This is a genomic window from Sphingomonas sp. F9_3S_D5_B_2 (assembly GCF_054263715.1).
Genome location: NZ_JBSZFB010000002.1, coordinates 1 through 16,194 on the forward strand (window position 1 = coordinate 1; position 16,194 = coordinate 16,194).

11 protein-coding genes and 1 pseudogene are annotated in these 16,194 nt (G+C 61.5%); 6 read left to right on the top strand and 6 right to left on the bottom strand.

From position 1 onward, the window contains the following. A pseudogene (locus tag ACUXST_RS05795) lies at window positions 1–260 on the top strand (VOC family protein); the annotation flags it as partial. 253 nt (window positions 261–513) lie between these two features. Then, window positions 514–792 carry a hypothetical protein gene (locus ACUXST_RS05800; protein ID WP_458389026.1) on the top strand — a complete coding sequence of 93 codons (279 nt, stop codon included), beginning with the start codon at window positions 514–516 and terminating at the stop codon, window positions 790–792. Window positions 793–968: 176 nt separating this feature from the next. Here the strand turns inward: ACUXST_RS05800 and ACUXST_RS05805 are convergent, their stop codons facing one another. Further along, window positions 969–2,660 carry a calcium-binding protein gene (locus ACUXST_RS05805; RefSeq protein ID WP_458389027.1) on the bottom strand — a complete coding sequence of 564 codons (1,692 nt, stop codon included), beginning with the start codon at window positions 2,658–2,660 and terminating at the stop codon, window positions 969–971. Between the two features lie 219 nt (window positions 2,661–2,879). Next, entirely contained in the window at window positions 2,880–6,653 is a 3,774-nt protein-coding gene (locus tag ACUXST_RS05810; RefSeq protein ID WP_458389028.1) for a hypothetical protein, read from the bottom strand. Window positions 6,654–6,882: 229 nt separating this feature from the next. Here ACUXST_RS05810 and ACUXST_RS05815 point away from each other — a divergent pair, with 229 nt between their 5' ends. Then, window positions 6,883–7,971: a helix-turn-helix transcriptional regulator gene (locus ACUXST_RS05815; protein WP_458389029.1), complete on the top strand. Its 1,089-nt coding sequence runs from the start codon at window positions 6,883–6,885 to the stop codon at window positions 7,969–7,971. 357 nt (window positions 7,972–8,328) lie between these two features. On the opposite strand, the gene ACUXST_RS05820 is transcribed toward ACUXST_RS05815, so the two are convergent. Beyond that, window positions 8,329–9,513 (bottom strand): tyrosine-type recombinase/integrase, encoded by a 1,185-nt coding sequence (locus ACUXST_RS05820; protein ID WP_458389030.1) that lies wholly within the window; start codon window positions 9,511–9,513, stop codon window positions 8,329–8,331. Between the two features lie 321 nt (window positions 9,514–9,834). Here ACUXST_RS05820 and ACUXST_RS05825 point away from each other — a divergent pair, with 321 nt between their 5' ends. Next, window positions 9,835–11,091 carry a glycoside hydrolase family 172 protein gene (locus ACUXST_RS05825; RefSeq protein WP_458389031.1) on the top strand — a complete coding sequence of 419 codons (1,257 nt, stop codon included), beginning with the start codon at window positions 9,835–9,837 and terminating at the stop codon, window positions 11,089–11,091. A gap of 16 nt (window positions 11,092–11,107) precedes the next feature. Here the strand turns inward: ACUXST_RS05825 and ACUXST_RS05830 are convergent, their stop codons facing one another. Both ACUXST_RS05830 and ACUXST_RS05835 read right to left on the bottom strand, forming a co-directional pair. Next, window positions 11,108–12,352, bottom strand: a complete 1,245-nt coding sequence (locus ACUXST_RS05830) for an ammonium transporter (protein ID WP_458389032.1) — start codon at window positions 12,350–12,352, stop codon at window positions 11,108–11,110. Between the two features lie 29 nt (window positions 12,353–12,381). After that, window positions 12,382–13,590 carry a M48 family metallopeptidase gene (locus tag ACUXST_RS05835; protein WP_458389033.1) on the bottom strand — a complete coding sequence of 403 codons (1,209 nt, stop codon included), beginning with the start codon at window positions 13,588–13,590 and terminating at the stop codon, window positions 12,382–12,384. A gap of 86 nt (window positions 13,591–13,676) precedes the next feature. Here ACUXST_RS05835 and ACUXST_RS05840 point away from each other — a divergent pair, with 86 nt between their 5' ends. After that, window positions 13,677–14,705 (top strand): ATP-dependent DNA ligase, encoded by a 1,029-nt coding sequence (locus tag ACUXST_RS05840; RefSeq protein ID WP_458389034.1) that lies wholly within the window; start codon window positions 13,677–13,679, stop codon window positions 14,703–14,705. A 4-nt stretch (window positions 14,706–14,709) separates the two neighbouring features. Then, on the top strand, window positions 14,710–15,291 hold the full coding sequence (locus ACUXST_RS05845; protein WP_458389035.1) for an alpha-ketoglutarate-dependent dioxygenase AlkB: 582 nt from the start codon (window positions 14,710–14,712) through the stop codon (window positions 15,289–15,291). On the opposite strand, the gene ACUXST_RS05850 is transcribed toward ACUXST_RS05845, so the two are convergent. Continuing rightward, window positions 15,288–16,169 (bottom strand): arginase family protein, encoded by an 882-nt coding sequence (locus ACUXST_RS05850; protein ID WP_458389036.1) that lies wholly within the window; start codon window positions 16,167–16,169, stop codon window positions 15,288–15,290. The two genes, ACUXST_RS05845 and ACUXST_RS05850, sit on opposite strands and share 4 nt — an antisense overlap. Window positions 16,170–16,194 lie beyond the last annotated feature (25 nt).

Here is a 16,194-nt window from a genome sequence, read left to right on the forward strand (position 1 = left end):
CGGTGCACCACGGAACCACGATTTCGCTCTATTACACCGACCCGGACGGTAATCGGATGGAGTTCCAGGTCGACTGTGGCACGGTTCAGGAGGCCTCCGCGCTGATGAGAACGCCGGCTTACGCCGCTAACCCGGTCGGCGTGATGTATGATCCGGACGCCCTGCTGGCGCGCTTCGAAGCTGGCGAGCAAACAGCGACTTTGCTGGTGCAACCTGCTGGAGCGCCCTCACCGGTTCCGGCGGCGCACGGCCTGACCTGACGTCGGTTTTCGAAGCCTCGCAAATTTCCAGAGTGCGTCGAAAGCAGACATCACCAAGATGGCAGCGAACGCGGCCCGGTTCGAGCAGGCCTATTCCGCGGACGGTGGAGTTACTTGGGAGGAGAACTGGCTGCCGGTCGACATCCGCCAAAAGGTTCCCGTTCACCAGTGTCTGCTTGCGACCCATTGCAGACACTGGCGAAAGAAGGCTCATCTACTAGCGGATTTCGGTAGTGTGAGGCATCGTGGTCTGATGAAGCCGCGATACCGTCACGCCGAGCTACTCTCGTCAGACGCAAAACTGCGGCTCGCAATCTATGATCGAGCGGATCTTCGCTTCCAGATCATTGAAGAGCGTGTGCGGTCGTACGAAGCCGGGGACGAGTGGCATCCCGTCTATGTGGCCTTTCCAAAGGGCGGCTCGAACTGGCAACCTTTTTGGCAGATCGACAGTCGGCCGCGAGACGGCCTATTCGGAGATTTGGAAGACGCTCTGCGCGAGGCGAGGCTGTCGTTTGGGGATGGCGGCTAACCACCCAAACTTGCCACTCGCGGCTTAGGTCTGCTTTCGACCCATTGCAGACATTGGGTCTGCTCGTCAGACTACCTTGGTGAACAGCACAACCGCACCCTTCATTGAGCGAATCCATCAACGCGAATGGGCAAGATGTGAGCTGTCGTTTCTCTCAACCTGAGGCTGACGACGCGTTAGATCAAGATGTCGGCCATGGTCAGGGCGGCGCCGCCCGTTACGTGAACTTCAAGGTTGAGCGCGTAGTACGACCCTCCGTCAAAACTGGCCCTGAGATAATAGAGGCCGCTCCCGGCATCGACGATGCTCAGGACGCCAGCTTCGCCGCTATTTGTTCCGTTGTCCCAAACAAAGGACTGGCGGCCGCTCTGAAGTGAGTTCGCATCGAGGTGCCTAATGTCGATAAGCTCGCCGTTTTCGAAGTCTGTGATCGTAAGTGCAGGATTAGTGAGCACGAAGCTGTCTTGACCGCTGCCGCCTTCCAACGTGTCGTCCCAGGTTCCGATAAGGGTGTCGTCGCCATCGCCACCATAGAGGAAGGAATTGCTATATCCCTGGCTACGCAAAATATCGTTCCCGCCGAATCCAAGTAGATTGCCCTCCGCAACGAGGGTTAGATCGTTATCGAGATCGTTGCCGCCAACTCCCGAAAGTTCATCGTTGAACGTGCTCATCACCGTCGCGTTCTCCACGAACGCGGGAAGCGTGTACCCTCCGCGGGAGTGGTAAACGGTGACGCTATCAATGCCGCCGCCCGCAAGCTCGATGATCACATCGTTATCGCGGATATTATAGGTGTCGTCCCCCGCGCCACCAACGATCGTGTCGGAGAGCCTATCGTCTCCCTCCGTCCAGAACACGTCGTTGCCCGCGTTGCCTTCGAGTCTGTTAGCAAGTCCGTTGCCATTCAGCGTTGCGCCAGTCCTCAGGCCGATGACGCCATTCTCGACGTTTGCTCCCAAGGTGTAGGTCGACAAATAAGACGCGACGGTGTCCGTGCCTCCCCCTGCCGCTTCGGTGACAACATCGCCGACGTGGTCGGTGTAATAGAGATCGTCCCCAGCTCCCCCGACGAGCGTGTCGGCGCCGGTGCGGCCGTTCAGGCGATCGTTGCCGTTTCCGCCGTTCAGGAAATCCCTGCCGGTGCCGCCGTCCAGGACATCGTCGCCATCCGCTCCATACAATCGGTCGTTACCGTCGCCGCCACTCAGCACATTGGCGCCGCTGTTGCCGGTGAGCGCGTTGGCGAGTTCGTTGCCGTATCCGCGGACGTCGGTGGTTCCCGTCAGGACCAGACGCTCGATGTTCGCTCGCAAACTATAAGACACCGAGGAATACACTGTGTCCGTGCCTTCGCCAGCGTTCTCGTAAGCGATATCGTCGGTGCCGCTGATGAAGAAGGTGTCGTTACCAAGGCCGCCCAAGAGTCGATCTGATCCGGCGCCGCCATACAGGCTGTCGTTGCCGCCGCGGCCGCTGAGTATGTTGTCGCCGCTGTTGCCAGAAATAACATTAGCCAAATCGTTGCCGGTGCCGTTGATGTTCAGTGCCCCAGTCAGCGTCAGCCGTTCAATGTTCGGGCGCAAGACGTGGCTAACGGAAGCCTGGACCGTGTCCGTACCTTCCTCGGCATTCTCATACGTATAGTCCGTGGTATCGCTGACGATATACACGTCGTTACCGAGGCCGCCGTATAATCGGTCCAAACCGACACCGCCGTCGAGCAGATCGTTGCCATCCCGGCCGAACAGCCAGTCATCGCCAGCGAGGCCATAGAGCCGGTCGTTTCCCGACAGTCCATCAAGCGTGTCGCCTGCGCCGGTGCCGACGAGCGAGTCAGGACCGATGCTTCCCCTACTAACTGGCATATTCCTCCCTCTGCCTCAAAGGCATTCGTAACCGTTCGATGCATGCACAGACTGGCTCATGCTTTAGTGTCTGCAGTGGGTCGAAAGCGGACGGACGTTAGAGCCTTACGCCTAAGGCGAACCTGGAACGTGTCACTAGCCAGCACCGGTGACCTCGCGATCACGGGTCCGTCTTATGAATGCGCCGTAGCTGTGTTGGCGGGGGCGCGACACAAAACTTCAAAGAGCGAAGTCTCCGTTTAGCAGCGTTAAATCTCCTTGAAGACTAATGGTGAAGTCAGCTGCGCCGTCGCCGTCGGTGTCACCGGATACGTACGTGGCGGTGCCGACCTGCTCATAGCGGAGAGCGCCGGCAGTACCATCAAACGTGGCGGTGCCGATGAAGTGAAATGCCTGGTCTCCGGCGATCATCGTGTTGGCATCGACATAGTCTAGGCGGATGTGATCGTCCCCGTGAGTGAAGTCGATGATGTTGTCACTGGCGCCCGCCAGCTCGCCGTTGCGGAAGGCAAACGTGTCCTTACCGGCCCCGCCGTAGAGCGTGTCAGCGCCGCTCCCGCCCTCGAGCCAGTCATCGCCATCATCACCGTAAAGCTTGTCCGCTCCAGCGTCACCGTAGAGCTTGTCGTTTCCGGCTGCACCATGAAGTGTGTTGGAAGCGCCATTCCCCCAGATGCGGTTGTCGATTGCGTTGCCGCTGCCATTGATCGCGGAGTTGCCGCTTAGAATGAGATTTTCGATGTTGGCGCGTAGGGTGAGGTTCACCGTAGAATAGACCCGGTCGGTGCCTTCACCGACGTTCTCATATGCATAGGTAGTGAGGTCATCGACGTAGTAGGTGTCGTTGCCCGCGCCTCCCGTCAGACCGTCTTTGCCCGTGCCACCATTGAGAACATCGTTGCCGTCCCCGCCATATAGTTTGTCGTCGCCTGCGTAGCCGTACAGCGCATTGTTAGCGGCGTTGCCGGTGATCACGTTACCGAGCTCGTTGCCCTTCCCCGTCACGGTTTCGGTACCAGTGAGGGTCAGATTCTCAACGTTCGAACGCAGCGCGATGCTGATCGAGGAGAGGACGCGATCAACGCCTTCGCCGACATTCTCATAGGCGAAGTCGGTCGCATCACGAACGATGTACGTGTCGTCGCCCAAGCCGCCGAACATCTTGTCTACGCCAGCGCCGCCGTCCAGCTTGTCGTTTCCGGCGTCGCCGTAGATGAGATCATCGCCCCCGTTTCCGTACAGCGCATTATTGTTCACGTTGCCGCCGAGAACGTTGTCGAGGTCGTTGCCCCGGGCGGACAGATCACCAAAGCCGTTTAGGACCAAGTTCTCGAGGTTAGCTCCCAACGAATAGTCGATCGACGCGAAGACACTGTCCTCGCCCTCGCCGGCATTCTCAACGGCACGATCAGCGCTATTGTCGACTACATAGGTGTCGTTACCGGCGGCACCCCGCATGTTGTCTGCGCCGGTACCCCCATCAAGCGTGTTTGCAGCTGCGTTTCCGACTAGCCGGTTATCGAGATAATTCCCGGAGCCGTTGATTGCGCCGGGCCCGGCAAGCGTCAGGTTCTCGACGTTCTCGCCCAGGGCGTAAGTAACGGTGCTGTAAACAGCATCGACCTCGAGACCCGCCGTTTCGACCACCTGGTCGCCTATATTGTCGACGTAATAAGTATCGGCTCCATCACCGCCCGTCAGCACGTCCGCGCCGGCGGCCCCGTCCAAGACGTTGTTGTTCGCGTTCCCCGTAATCGAGTTCGCGACGGAGTTACCGGTGCCCAACAGCGCTGCTCCGGTGAGTATCAGGTTCTCCAAGTTCGCGCGCAACGTGTAGCTGACTGCGCTCGAAACGGTGTCAGTGCCACCTGCGGCGCTCTCCTCAACGCTGTCCCCGATCTGGTCGATCAAGTAAGTGTCGTCTCCAGCGCCCCCGACCATCGAATCGACACCAGCGCCGCCGTCGAGGATATTCGCTGCCGAGTTGCCTCGGAGCACGTTCGCGAGCGCGTTGCCGGTTCCATTGCGGTTCAGCGAACCAGTCAGCGTAAGATTTTCGAGATTGTCAGCGAGGACATAGTCGATCTCACTGATGACCGTATCAACGCCGCTATCTGCGCCCTCAACGACCACGTCCCAGATGCTGTCAACGTGGTAAGTGTCGTTGCCGCCGAGTCCGACCATCCGGTCGCTTCCGCCCATGCCGTTCAGCACATTGGCTGAGGCGTTGCCGGTGAGAGTGTTGGCAGATTCATTGCCAGTGGCGTTGATCGCGGAGCTTCCTTCAAGCGTCAGGTTCTCAACGAGATTCGACAATGTGAAGCTCACCGTGCTCTGGACGGTATCGGTATCGCTGCCTTCTTCGACGATCACGTCTGTGACGCTGTCGACGATGTACGTATCGGCACCTGCGCCACCCACCAAGCGGTCATTGCCAGCGCCCCCCTCCAGCGTATCATCGCCGCCGAAGCCGCTGAGCACGTTGTTGCCGGCATTCCCTGTGAGGACGTTGTTAATCCCGCTTCCGTTGCCATTGATGGCGGCGGTGCCCGTCAGCGTCAGGTTCTCGACGTACGGGCCGAGTGCGTAAGTCAGCGAGCTTCGCACAAGATCGATTCCCGAGTTAGACGCTTCGGTGACCGCATCACCGGCATTGTCGACCTCGTAGATGTCGTCGCCGTAGCCGCCGCTCATCTCGTCCGCACCGGTCCCGCCGATTAGCAGGTCATTATCAGCGCCGCCGGAGAGAACATCGTTGCCGGCACGACCCTCCAGCCGATCCTCGCCCCAATCACCGTCGATGTGATCGTTGCTCCCGCTGCCGATCACGATGTCATCGCCGAGGCCCGCGTCGAAGGTGATGCTTGAGTCCCAGTGCGTGGCTTTGCCGAGCAGGGTACCGTTCGACGGCAATGTCACGATGTCATTGCCGTTCTGCGCGTCATACATGAAAGTCAGGCTGTTATTCGTCTGAAGAGCATCGATCGCCGCTTTCTCGTGGGCTCCCAGCGACGTGAAGTTCACCGTATTGGCGTACTGGTTGAACAGGAGCTCCGAGGGCGATGTCGTCGCCAAAAGGCCCGTGATCGTCTCCACGTTTACGATACGGATCGATCCAATTACATCGCCGGCGGCGTCGATGTATTGTGCGTAAACGAGTTGGCCATCGAGCGTGATGCTGGCGGCGCTGTCCCCCTGCTGCCACAGCACTGTTCCCGACGCGTCGACAATGCGATGCGGCGAGTAAATCATCTTGGCAGTGTCTTTGCCCGCACCACCATCGATCGACCCGCCGAGGAAGCCGAACTCGCCATCGAACGGGTCGTCACTGATCGTGTCGTTCCCCGCGCCGCCCTCTAGAACGTCCTTACCTGGGCCACCGTCGAAGATATCATTGTAGTCTCCGCCGACTACGTGATCGTTGCCCCTGCCCGCGTAGAAGGTGTTTGCGTAGTTCCAAATGATGTCGACAGGGTCGTAGGAGTCGTCATGGATGACGAAATTTGCGCCATTTGGCAGATAGACCGTGTCATCACCGTCACGCGAACCATAGACATCAGGGAAGAGGTCGGCGCCTCTGATGTTCGAGCTAAGCCAGGTGTCGACCGCATCGAACAGGCCGGACTGCAGTTCGGTTAGATGGTTGAAGTCGACAGTGTTGTCGCCGTCGGTGAAAAACGGGTCGTTGAAGATCTCGATTGTCGTATCGAAGGCACTGATGATGATCATCTCGACGTTCGTGACGTAGAAGATGTTCGTGCCTTGACCGTGGTTGATTACGTAATCGCCGTTGCCCACCTCTTGAATGCTGAAATTACCGGACCAACCGTCCGGGATTTCGAAGATGTCGAAGCCTGAGCCGCCATCGATGTGCATCACTGGCTTGAATATGTGCGTCCAGATATAGTCCTGGCCCGCGCCGGTGCTGATGTCAGTTTGGTAGTTCGGGTCGCGGAAGTCATTCGCGACATAATCGTCACCAGCGGCCGGCATTGATATTCCCCCACACTCGCGGCCTTCGGATAGCTATGTATCCCCCCGGAAGGTCTAGGCTCGCCACTCAAAACGCGACCCCGCGTCGCGATCAACGCACGGATGATTGCGGAACCCGATGAGGCTGTCATACCCCGCTTGAGGTATGTCTCAATATTGAACTATCGTTCTGACTATACGTAGCTTTTCGCTACGTACGCAGGTGTGAGACGGTCTGGGAGTGCCCGTTGTGAACCTTAGTAGCGACGAAATCTATGAGGCGGCTCTCGACGATGACCTGTTTAACTCGTTGCCCTCTCGTATCGCGGCAAGTGTAGATGCTCGCAGCTGCGTCCTTCATTGGCGTCACAATGACGGTGCGGCTGAGATTTCCACTCACTCGGGCTACTTCTCTGACGCGCAAATGGCGAACTATGCTGCGAATTTCGTGGACCACGACCTGTGGACTCACGCGGGCATGCGCGATGAACGCTTGAACAGAGCTTTCAAGACGACGCACCTCGTAAGCCCGACGCAATATGAGAGGAGCGTCTTCTACAACGAATGGATCCGGCAGATGGGTGACGACACCTTCTATTGCTGCGGTTCCGTCATGCAGACGACCCACGGTTTCGGCATCATCGGTTTGCATCGCGGTCGGATGCAGGGTGACTTCTCGGCAGACGCTCTCGACCACTTAAACCATCATGTCGGTCACTTGCGCCGGATGTTCGCGATCCGTGGTCGCATCTCGAGCTTGACCGAGCGCCGAAACCTGCTCGGGGAAGTGTTCGAATCTGGTCAGGACGCAGCGTTCGTCGTTAGCAGCACAAGCATGCTGCTCATGGCCAATGCCGCCGGTGAGGCGCTCCTGCGCGCCGATCGTGTACTGCAACTCCGCAATGGGCATGTACGACCGGCGAAGGACGATGGAGGAGCCTACGATCGCGCGGTCGCCAATGCTTCGAGCCGAACCAGCAAGCAAGCGGCGGATGGCGTGCTCCCAGCAACCGACGGCAGCTCGGTGAGAGCCTCATTTCTACCGCTGGTCGCACGGCTGCCGCACCCTGCTGTTCTCATCACCATTCTTCCGCAGAGGATTCAACCTCACAGAGAGCTGGTCATCACGCGTCTGAAAAGTGTTTATGGTTTGTCATCGGCAGAAGCAGACATCGCGTTCCGTCTGGCAAATGGGCAGACACCCAACGAAATAAGTCATGAACGCCAGGCCGCCTTGGGCACAGTCCGCACGCAGTTGAAACACATACTCTCGAAGATGGACGCGCGGCGGCAAGCGGATGTGGTGCGGATGGTAAGCACTTGCTTGGATACGAGGTGATTGCATTACAGTATATCGATGCAACAGTGGTTCAGCGAACGACTTAGTTCTCGCACGCATTGCGGATGCGCTGGATGCTGACGTAGTGATGCCCCTTTGAAGCTGAGTCACTGCAGGTGGCGCCGAGAGGGGCGTCGAGGGAGACGAGCGTGTCACTTAGTTCCGACCGTTCGACGGTCGCTCGCATTCAAAAAGACATAAACGACCTCCAGCGCCGTCGATTTCGCCGGCAGACGGAGACGGAGAGTATTCCGATATTCTTTCCGTCCGTGGCGCGTATGCGGCCATAGGCTAACGTCCGCTTGCGGGTCCTGCCGCCGGAAGCCACGGCGACCGAAGGTGGCGCAAAGCAGACCTTTACGGCGCGGGCTGATCCGCCATCTCGGACACAAGGCTCTTTGCGATAAGCTGAGAGATGTTGTTAGCCGCATCCTTCACGGTGCCCTGCGCGAGGTGCGCGTAGCGAGCGGTTGTTTGCACCTGGGTGTGCCCCAAAAGCCGACCGATCATCGACAGAGACATGCCAGCTCCAGCGGCGACTGACGCATACGTGTGGCGAAGGTCATGGATGCGGACGCCGTTGAGACCAGCGCGCGCCCGAACCCTTTGCCAAAATGGCTGCAAATCCGTCAGGTGCGCTCCATCCCCCCTTCCAGTGATTACCCATTGGTTGCCTGGAACCGGGGGAATTCCCCGCAGGACTGCCAACGCTGCGTCGCCTAGCTGAACCGACTTCTTGCCCGTTTTCGAGTCCGGCAGCCGGAGTTCGCCATCCCTGACGAGCACATGCTTCCACTTCAGTCTGAGAACTTCGTTCAACCGGCAACCAGTGAGCATCAGCAGACGGACGGCAGCGATCGCCGAAGGCATCTCGACCCTTTCGGCCTCCATCTCAGCTAGCACTTGACCGACGCGCTGCAGCTCTGCTCGGCTTAAGAACCGCTCCCGCTTCTTCTCAGGATACTTCTTCACGCGCTTTCGAGGGTTTGTACCCTCCGGCCGCAGTCCCCAATCCTCAGCCAGATTGAACATCTTCGAGACGACTTCGAGAGTGCGGTTCGCCTGATATGGACGGTCATGCATGCTTAGGTGAAGTGCGGTAACGTCCGCCCGCGTCACATCGGTGACCTTCAACCGGCCGAGTGCGGGAAGAATGTAGCGCTTGAGAGCGTGCCTGTACTCCCGGCCCGTGCTTTCTTTTAGGTTGGGATTGAGGTCGATGTGCACGGCCATGAAGCGCGTCACGAGCTCGGCCACGGTGATCGCCTTCTGCCGTTTAACGCGCACATCCAATGGGTCATCGCCGGCTTCGACCATCGCCAGAGCCCGCAACGCCTTCCCTCGCGCCACATCGAGCGTCAGGACACCAAACGTGCCCAAGCTCATGCGCCGCGAGCGTTTCTCGACGCGATATTGCACAACGAATGTCTTCTTGCCGCTAGGTTGCACGCGCACCCCGAAGCGTTGAAGCTCATCATCCCAAACGAAGTAGTCTTTAGGTTTAGGCTCCAGCCCCTCGATGCAACGCTTTGTCAGTTTCATCTTGCCTCCTGCTACCAAGCGGCGTGCGGAGGTCCCTTCAGGAAGCGCCCAGTAAGCAGGCGGGCGAGTGGACCAGCGTACGCGCTCGCAGAACACACGCGTCCACAGTTCCCGCAAGTCAACTAAACTACTGGTAAATAGAGACGAATAGTAGGGCGGCGTGGCCGCGCGTAGGCTGTTCAATAGAACTCATAACCTGAAGGTCGTAGGTTCAAATCCTACCCCCGCAACCAGCAAACAACCGCCATGCCCCACCGGGCTGGCGGTTTTTTTGCGACTGCTGCGCTCGATGGCATAGATGGCGCCCAAGGAGGCGCGGCCATGGCCATCGTTCGCAAACCACGCATAGGAATCTTCGGCTGGCTGCTGCTGTCGGCAATCGTCCTTCCGTCAGCAGCTCACGCGGCCGCTCAGCCGCCGGAACTCTATCACTACCAGCAGGATGCACGCACCGTCTGGTTCAGCCCGGAGAACCGGTCAGGTGCGAAAGGCGCCGGCGGTGTCGAGAACCGCGGCGCCAAGGGTCACGCGTGGGATACGATCGCTCCCGGCGCCAGCTACGTCCTTGCGGACGTGCAGGGCGCGGGCACCATCGACCGCATATGGTTCACAATCGACGATCGCTCGCCCGAGGTGCTGCGGGGGCTCAAGCTCGAGATGTACTGGGACGGCGCGGCGACACCCGCGGTGGCGGTGCCGGTTGGAGACTTCTTCCTGCAGGGCGGCGGCGAGATGGTCCCGATGGAATCCGCGCTTTTCGCTAGCCCCGAGGGCCGCTCCTTCATCTCCTACGTGAAGATGCCGTTCCGCAGGCGTGCACACCTCGTCCTCACCAACGAGTCAGCCAAGCGCGTGCAGTTGTTCTACGACGTAGACTGCAGCCTCGTGCCCGCGCAGCCGGACGACGCACTCTACTTCCACGCGTGGTGGCACCGCATGCCGCGCACGACGCTTGGCCAGGACTTCGCGCTCCTGCCGTCGATCGCCGGACGCGGGCGTTTCCTCGGCGCGAGCATAACCGTGCTGACGAACCCCGCTTACGAGAAGAGCTGGTGGGGCGAAGGCGAGGTGAAGGTGAAGCTGGACGGCGACGGCGCCCAGCCCTCGCTCGTTGGCACCGGCACCGAGGATTACATCGGTAGCGCGTGGGGCCAGGGGGCCTACATCAACCGCTACCAGGGAGCGCCGGTCGCCACCTGGGACCAACACGGGATCTGGAGCTTCTACCGCTTCCACATCCCCGACCCGATCTGGTTTCACCACTCCATCCAGGTCACGCTCGGCCAGATCGGCGGAGCGCCGAAAGCCGATGTGATCCGCTTCCGGAAGGCCGGCGCGCCCCTAATCCCCATCACCATCGACAACGGAAACCGCAGCAACGGTTTCGAAGCGCTTCTCACCAGCGGCAAGAAGGTCACGGACCCTTCCCTGATCGACGGCTGGACCAACTTCTATCGCAGCGACGATGTGTCCGCTGTCGCCTATTTCTACGCGGACCGGTCAGATCGGATGCTCCCGGAGATCCAGCCTGCGGCAGATCGCATGCGCGGCTTGCGCAGGGTGCCGCCAAAAAAATGAGCCCCGTCGCGGCGGGTTAGAAGGTGTACGCGCGCTCACCGTGGTCGGCGATGTCCAACCCTTCGCGCTCGGCTTCGCGGCCATGACGCAGCGGCACAACCAGTTTCACTGCAGCGAAGCACAAAGCCGATCCGACCGCCGACCAGGCAATCGCCACGCCGACGGCTGCGACCTGCCTGACCAACTGGTGCATCAGGGCGTAGTCGGCTCCGCCGTGGCCTCCGAGGGCGGGTAGCGCGACGATGGCCGTCCCGATCGATCCTGTGATCCCGCCGAGCCCGTGGATCCCGAAAACGTCCAGGCTGTCGTCAAGCTTCAGCCGATTTTTCAGCGAGCCGACGAAGCTGTAGCAGGCCGCGCTTGCAAGCGCGCCGAGCAGCATCGCGCCCACGGGGCCGCTCGCGCCCGCAGCCGGCGTGACTGCGACCAGGCCGGCGACTGCACCCGAAGCGCCGCCGAGCATCGACGGCTTGCCGGAGACGATCTGCTCGAGGCCCATCCACGCCAGCGCAGCTGCAGCAGGAGCAACCAGCGTGTTGACCAGCGCCACCGCGGCCAAGCCGTTCGCCTCAAGCGCCGATCCCGCGTTGAACCCGAACCAGCCGACCCACAGCAGCCCGGCACCGACCATCGTCAGCGCCAGTGAATGCGGCGGCATCGCTTCCTTGAGGTGACCGATGCGGGGGCCGGCAAAGAATGCTCCAACCAGGCCAGCCACCCCGGAATTGATGTGGACCACGGTGCCACCCGCGAAGTCTATCGCGCCGAACTTGAACAGGAAGCCGTCCGCTGCCCAGACCATATGGGCGAGCGGCGCGTAAACGACGGTGAGCCAAAGCATGGCGAAAAGCATGATCGCCGAGAAGCGAACGCGCTCCACCAGCGCGCCGATGACCAGAGCACCGGTGATTGCTGCGAAGCTCATCTGGAAAGCCGCGAACACCAGCTCCGGGATGGCCTTGCCAGCGCTGCCGACGGCCCAGACTGTCGTATCGTCCAAGCCTGAGAAGCCCGCCTTGGCGAGACTGCCGACCAGCCCGTTGCCCGCGCTGAACGCCAGGCTGTAGTCCCACAGCACCCAGGTGAGGATCGCGATGGCGGTGATCCCGAGCACTTGCGTCATGACCGAGAGCAGGTTCTTTGCGCGCACTAGCCCGCCGTAGAACAGCGCCAGGCCGGGCAGCAGCATCAGCATGACGAGCGCCGTGGAAATCAGCATCCACGCTGTGTCGCCACTGTCGATCACAAGCTGCCCCCCCATCACGCCTCCGCCTTGCTGCAGCGCACAAGCTAATGGCGCTGCGCTCCGCGGCTACGTGAAAGCTTCACCTCGGGCGTGGGCGGCTCCGGGTGCGCAGCCTTCCATTCCATCGCCGTCCGGACCCGCCGTTCGACCGACGGATGATCGTAGAAGACGATCTCTTCCAGCTCACCCGGACGCGGGTATCGGTACTCCGCGGTCTTCACGAGCGCGCTCGCCAGAGCCTCGGGGCGGTTCTCCGTTCTCAGCGAATACATGTCGGCTTGGGATTCCAGCGTTCGGCTGAAGGTGTTGAGCAACGGCGAGGCGAGCAGCCCGAACAGCGACACCATGAACAGCAGGACCGCAATTCCCCGCGGTTCGCCAATGGTAGCCGTGCTTCCGAAGGTCCGCGCGAAGAACGGGAACGTCAGGTCGGCGAGCCAGAACAGCAGCATCGCCGCAAGCGCGTAGAACAGGATCCCGTACCAGGTGTGCTTGAGCACATAATGGCCAATCTCGTGCCCGGTGACTGCGCGGACTTCGTTCAGCGAGGCGTTCTTGAATGCGACGTCGGAGATCGCGACCCGCGCCGTGCTGCCGACGCCGCCCGCGTTCGCCGTGAAGTTGTTAGACTGGCGCGATCCGTTGAACATATAGACCTTGTCGGCGGGGATGCCGGCGCGCTGCGCCATCGACACCACTGCATCGCGCACCTGGCCCGGCGGCACCGGCTCATATTTGTTGAACAGCGGCTCGATCAGGATCGGCGCAAGCAGCATCAGCACGGCGAACACGACGGCAGTCAGCGCGCCGGACCAGATGCACCATCGCTTGCCCGTGCGGCGGATCAGCCAATAGACGCCCATCATGAACAGCGCGCCTACGACCACCGAGATTAGGGTCATCAGCGCCATCTGGCCGAGATAGTCTCCGAGAGGCTGGGCGGTGCGGCCGTATCCCTTCTCGCGGAAGTAATCCGCGTACAGCGACCAGGGCAGCGTCAGGATCGTCGAGATTAGAAAGAACACGGCGCTGACCACGAACGCCCGCAGGTTGCGCCGGCGTTCTCCCAGCTTCGCGTCGAGCCGGTCCAGCACGCCCGAACGGACGATCAGCCATGTGACGAGCGCCGACACAAGCAAGTCCCACAGCAGCATCCATTCCTTGCCCACCGTGTAGTCGTGCGCCTTCTGCAGCGCCGCGGGACCGAGCCCGTCGATATAAGCCGCCGTTGCCGCGTTCGGATCAAATGCCATGCTCAGCCCCCTCTTGCTCGATGAGCCTAACAGCAGTGCAAAGCCTCGCAAGGGAACGACTGCCAAGCGCAGGCGATTGTCTGCGGATGGCCAGGCAAACCTCTCCGCTCGCACCCATGGAAGCGCTGCTCGCTGCCGATCTGCCCGCGGGTGACGGTTGGCAGTTCGAGCCCAAGTGGGATGGCTTCCGCTGCCTCGCCCGCCGGATCGAGGACGAGGTCACGCTGACTTCGAAATCCGGAAAGCCGCTCGCCCGCTACTTCCCTGAAGTCGTTGCCATGCTGCGGACGGTGAAGGAGCAGGAATTTCTCCTGGATGGCGAGCTGATCATCCCCGTCGGCGATGCTCTCTCGTTCGACGCGCTGCAGCTGCGCCTCCACCCCGCCGAAAGCCGCATCCGCAAGCTGTCCACCGAAACGCCGGCGGAGTTGATGGCGTTCGACCTGCTCGAACTGCACGGCAAGTCGCTCACGGCCGAGCCGCTGGCAGAGCGCCGGATGGCGCTTGAGAGTTTCTTCGCCAAGAACGCTGTTCCAGGCCTGCTGCTCTCGCCGGCCACCCGCGACCGCAACGCCGCGCTCAACTGGCTTCAGCGCAGCGGCGGCGCGCTCGACGGCGTGATAGCCAAGCGCCTCGACCTCGAATATCGCTCGGGCGAGCGGGCGATGATCAAGGTGAAGCAGCAGCGAACGGCCGACTGCGTCGTCGGCGGCTTCCGCTACGCGACCAGCAAGCACGAAGTCGGCTCGCTGTTGCTCGGACTGTATGACGATGCCGGCTTGCTCAACCACGTTGGCTTCACTTCGGCGATTCCGGCGAAGGAACGGCCCGCCCTCACTCAGCAGCTCGAAGCACTCATCGAGGCGCCGGGCTTCACCGGCAGCGCGCCGGGTGGCCCAAGCCGCTGGAACACCGAACGCTCGATGGCGTGGGAACCGCTGAAGCCGAAGCTCGTCGTCGAGGTCCGCTACGACCAGGTCACCGGCCGCCGGTTCCGCCATGGCACCGGCTTCCTGCGCTGGCGGCCGGACAAGGACCCCAACCAGTGCACCTTCCAGCAACTCGCGGCTGAGCTTCGCCCGTCGGAGCTCAAGGAACTGTTCGGCGGCGTCTGACCGCATGCCCGACCTCTTCGACGCGCCCGCGAACACCGGCCTGGAATATCGCGAAGACTTCATCAGCTCTGCGGAGCACGACGAGCTGCTGCGCCAGCTTGGCGCGATGGACCTCGACCCGTTCCGCTTTCATGGCTGGGTCGGCAATCGCAAGACGAAGACCTTCGGCTGGCGCTACGACTTCGATGACGCCAGCTTCGCACCCGCCGAGCCCATTCCCGAGTGGCTGCGGCCCCTCCAGGGCAAAGCGGCCGTATTCGCGCGCGTTGCTCCGGATGAGTTCGCCCACGTTCTGCTCGCCCGCTACGATCCGGGAGCCGGCATCGGCTGGCATCGCGACCGGCCGCAGTTCGAGGACGTCGTCGGTATTTCGCTCGGATCGCCTGCGAACATGCGGTTTCGCCAGCGCACTGCGGCAGGCTTCCGCCGGGCCAACGTCCACCTCGAACCCCGCTCAGCCTATCTGCTGTCAGGCCAGGTGCGCCATGAGTGGGAGCACAGCATCGTTCCGCGCGATGAGCTGCGCTTCTCGATCACCTTCCGCACGCTGTCTGCAAAGGGCAGGAAATTGGCCGAGGCGGGCTAGCGAAGCTCGTAGCCGGCGAGGCACTCGGCAACCCACCGTGCCGCAGTCAGGGCGCTGAGGTCGCTTGGATCCAGCGGCGGGTCCCATTCCACCAGGTCGATTACCCGCACGCGTGGATCCGACGCGAGCCGCCGAACCGCAGCGAAGAAGTCGTCCATCGGCATACCGCCGGGCCGCGCGCCCGGAGCAGCAGGAAATTGCGAGCGGTCGATCACATCGATGTCGCAATCGATCACCAGCGCGTCGCAATGCGCGACATGGTCGAGTGCCCGTTCGATCGCGTGGCCAATGCCGTCGCGGCGAACGTCCCCGATGGTGACGACCAGGTTGCCGGCGGCGATTGCATCCTCGTGCATGGAGCGGCTGTTGGCAAAGGATGCCAGCCCAACCTGAGCGATGTTCGCGCCCGGCAGCCCGTCTTCGAGCAGCGCCCGGACCGGATTGCCGTTGAGCAGGCCGTCATCGAGGTCGCGCATGTCGAAGTGGGCGTCGAGCGTGATCAGTCCGACATCATCGAGCTCGCGGTCGAGGGCGAGCACGGCCGGTCGCGTGATGGCGTTGTTGCCGCCGACCAGCAAAGTCAGCGCGTGCGCCTCCGCGCTCGCCGCGATGGCCTCTAAGATGAGCGAAGTCGCGTCTTCGATCGACAGCCCGGCAATCTCCACATCGCCAGCGTCGGAAACCATTGTCGCCAGCTCGCGTCCGGTCTCGATGTCGTAGCGGCCGATGCGCTTGAGCGTCTGCCGAAGCAGCGCCGGCGCCTGGTCGCAGGCTCCTGGCGTCACGGATCCGGCTGCGAGCGGCACTCCCAGCAGCCCCACCGGCGCCTCGCCGCCGCCGGGCACGATCAACTCGGAAAGGTTCGGCCAGCTACCCACCTTTTGACGCTACACCGCCTCGCCC

What these genes read in the sequence shown, in the direction of transcription:
- ACUXST_RS05825 (WP_458389031.1), top strand. Translation starts at nt 9,835, where the DNA reads ATGGCCATCGTTCGCAAACCACGCATAGGAATCTTCGGCTGGCTGCTG.
- ACUXST_RS05845 (WP_458389035.1), top strand. Translation starts at nt 14,710, where the DNA reads ATGCCCGACCTCTTCGACGCGCCCGCGAACACCGGCCTGGAATATCGC.
- ACUXST_RS05835 (WP_458389033.1), bottom strand. Translation starts at nt 13,590, where the DNA reads ATGGCATTTGATCCGAACGCGGCAACGGCGGCTTATATCGACGGGCTC.
- ACUXST_RS05840 (WP_458389034.1), top strand. Translation starts at nt 13,677, where the DNA reads ATGGCCAGGCAAACCTCTCCGCTCGCACCCATGGAAGCGCTGCTCGCT.
- ACUXST_RS05830 (WP_458389032.1), bottom strand. Translation starts at nt 12,352, where the DNA reads ATGGGGGGGCAGCTTGTGATCGACAGTGGCGACACAGCGTGGATGCTG.
- ACUXST_RS05810 (WP_458389028.1), bottom strand. Translation starts at nt 6,653, where the DNA reads ATGCCGGCCGCTGGTGACGATTATGTCGCGAATGACTTCCGCGACCCG.
- ACUXST_RS05805 (WP_458389027.1), bottom strand. Translation starts at nt 2,660, where the DNA reads ATGCCAGTTAGTAGGGGAAGCATCGGTCCTGACTCGCTCGTCGGCACC.
- ACUXST_RS05800 (WP_458389026.1), top strand. Translation starts at nt 514, where the DNA reads ATGAAGCCGCGATACCGTCACGCCGAGCTACTCTCGTCAGACGCAAAA.
- ACUXST_RS05820 (WP_458389030.1), bottom strand. Translation starts at nt 9,513, where the DNA reads ATGAAACTGACAAAGCGTTGCATCGAGGGGCTGGAGCCTAAACCTAAA.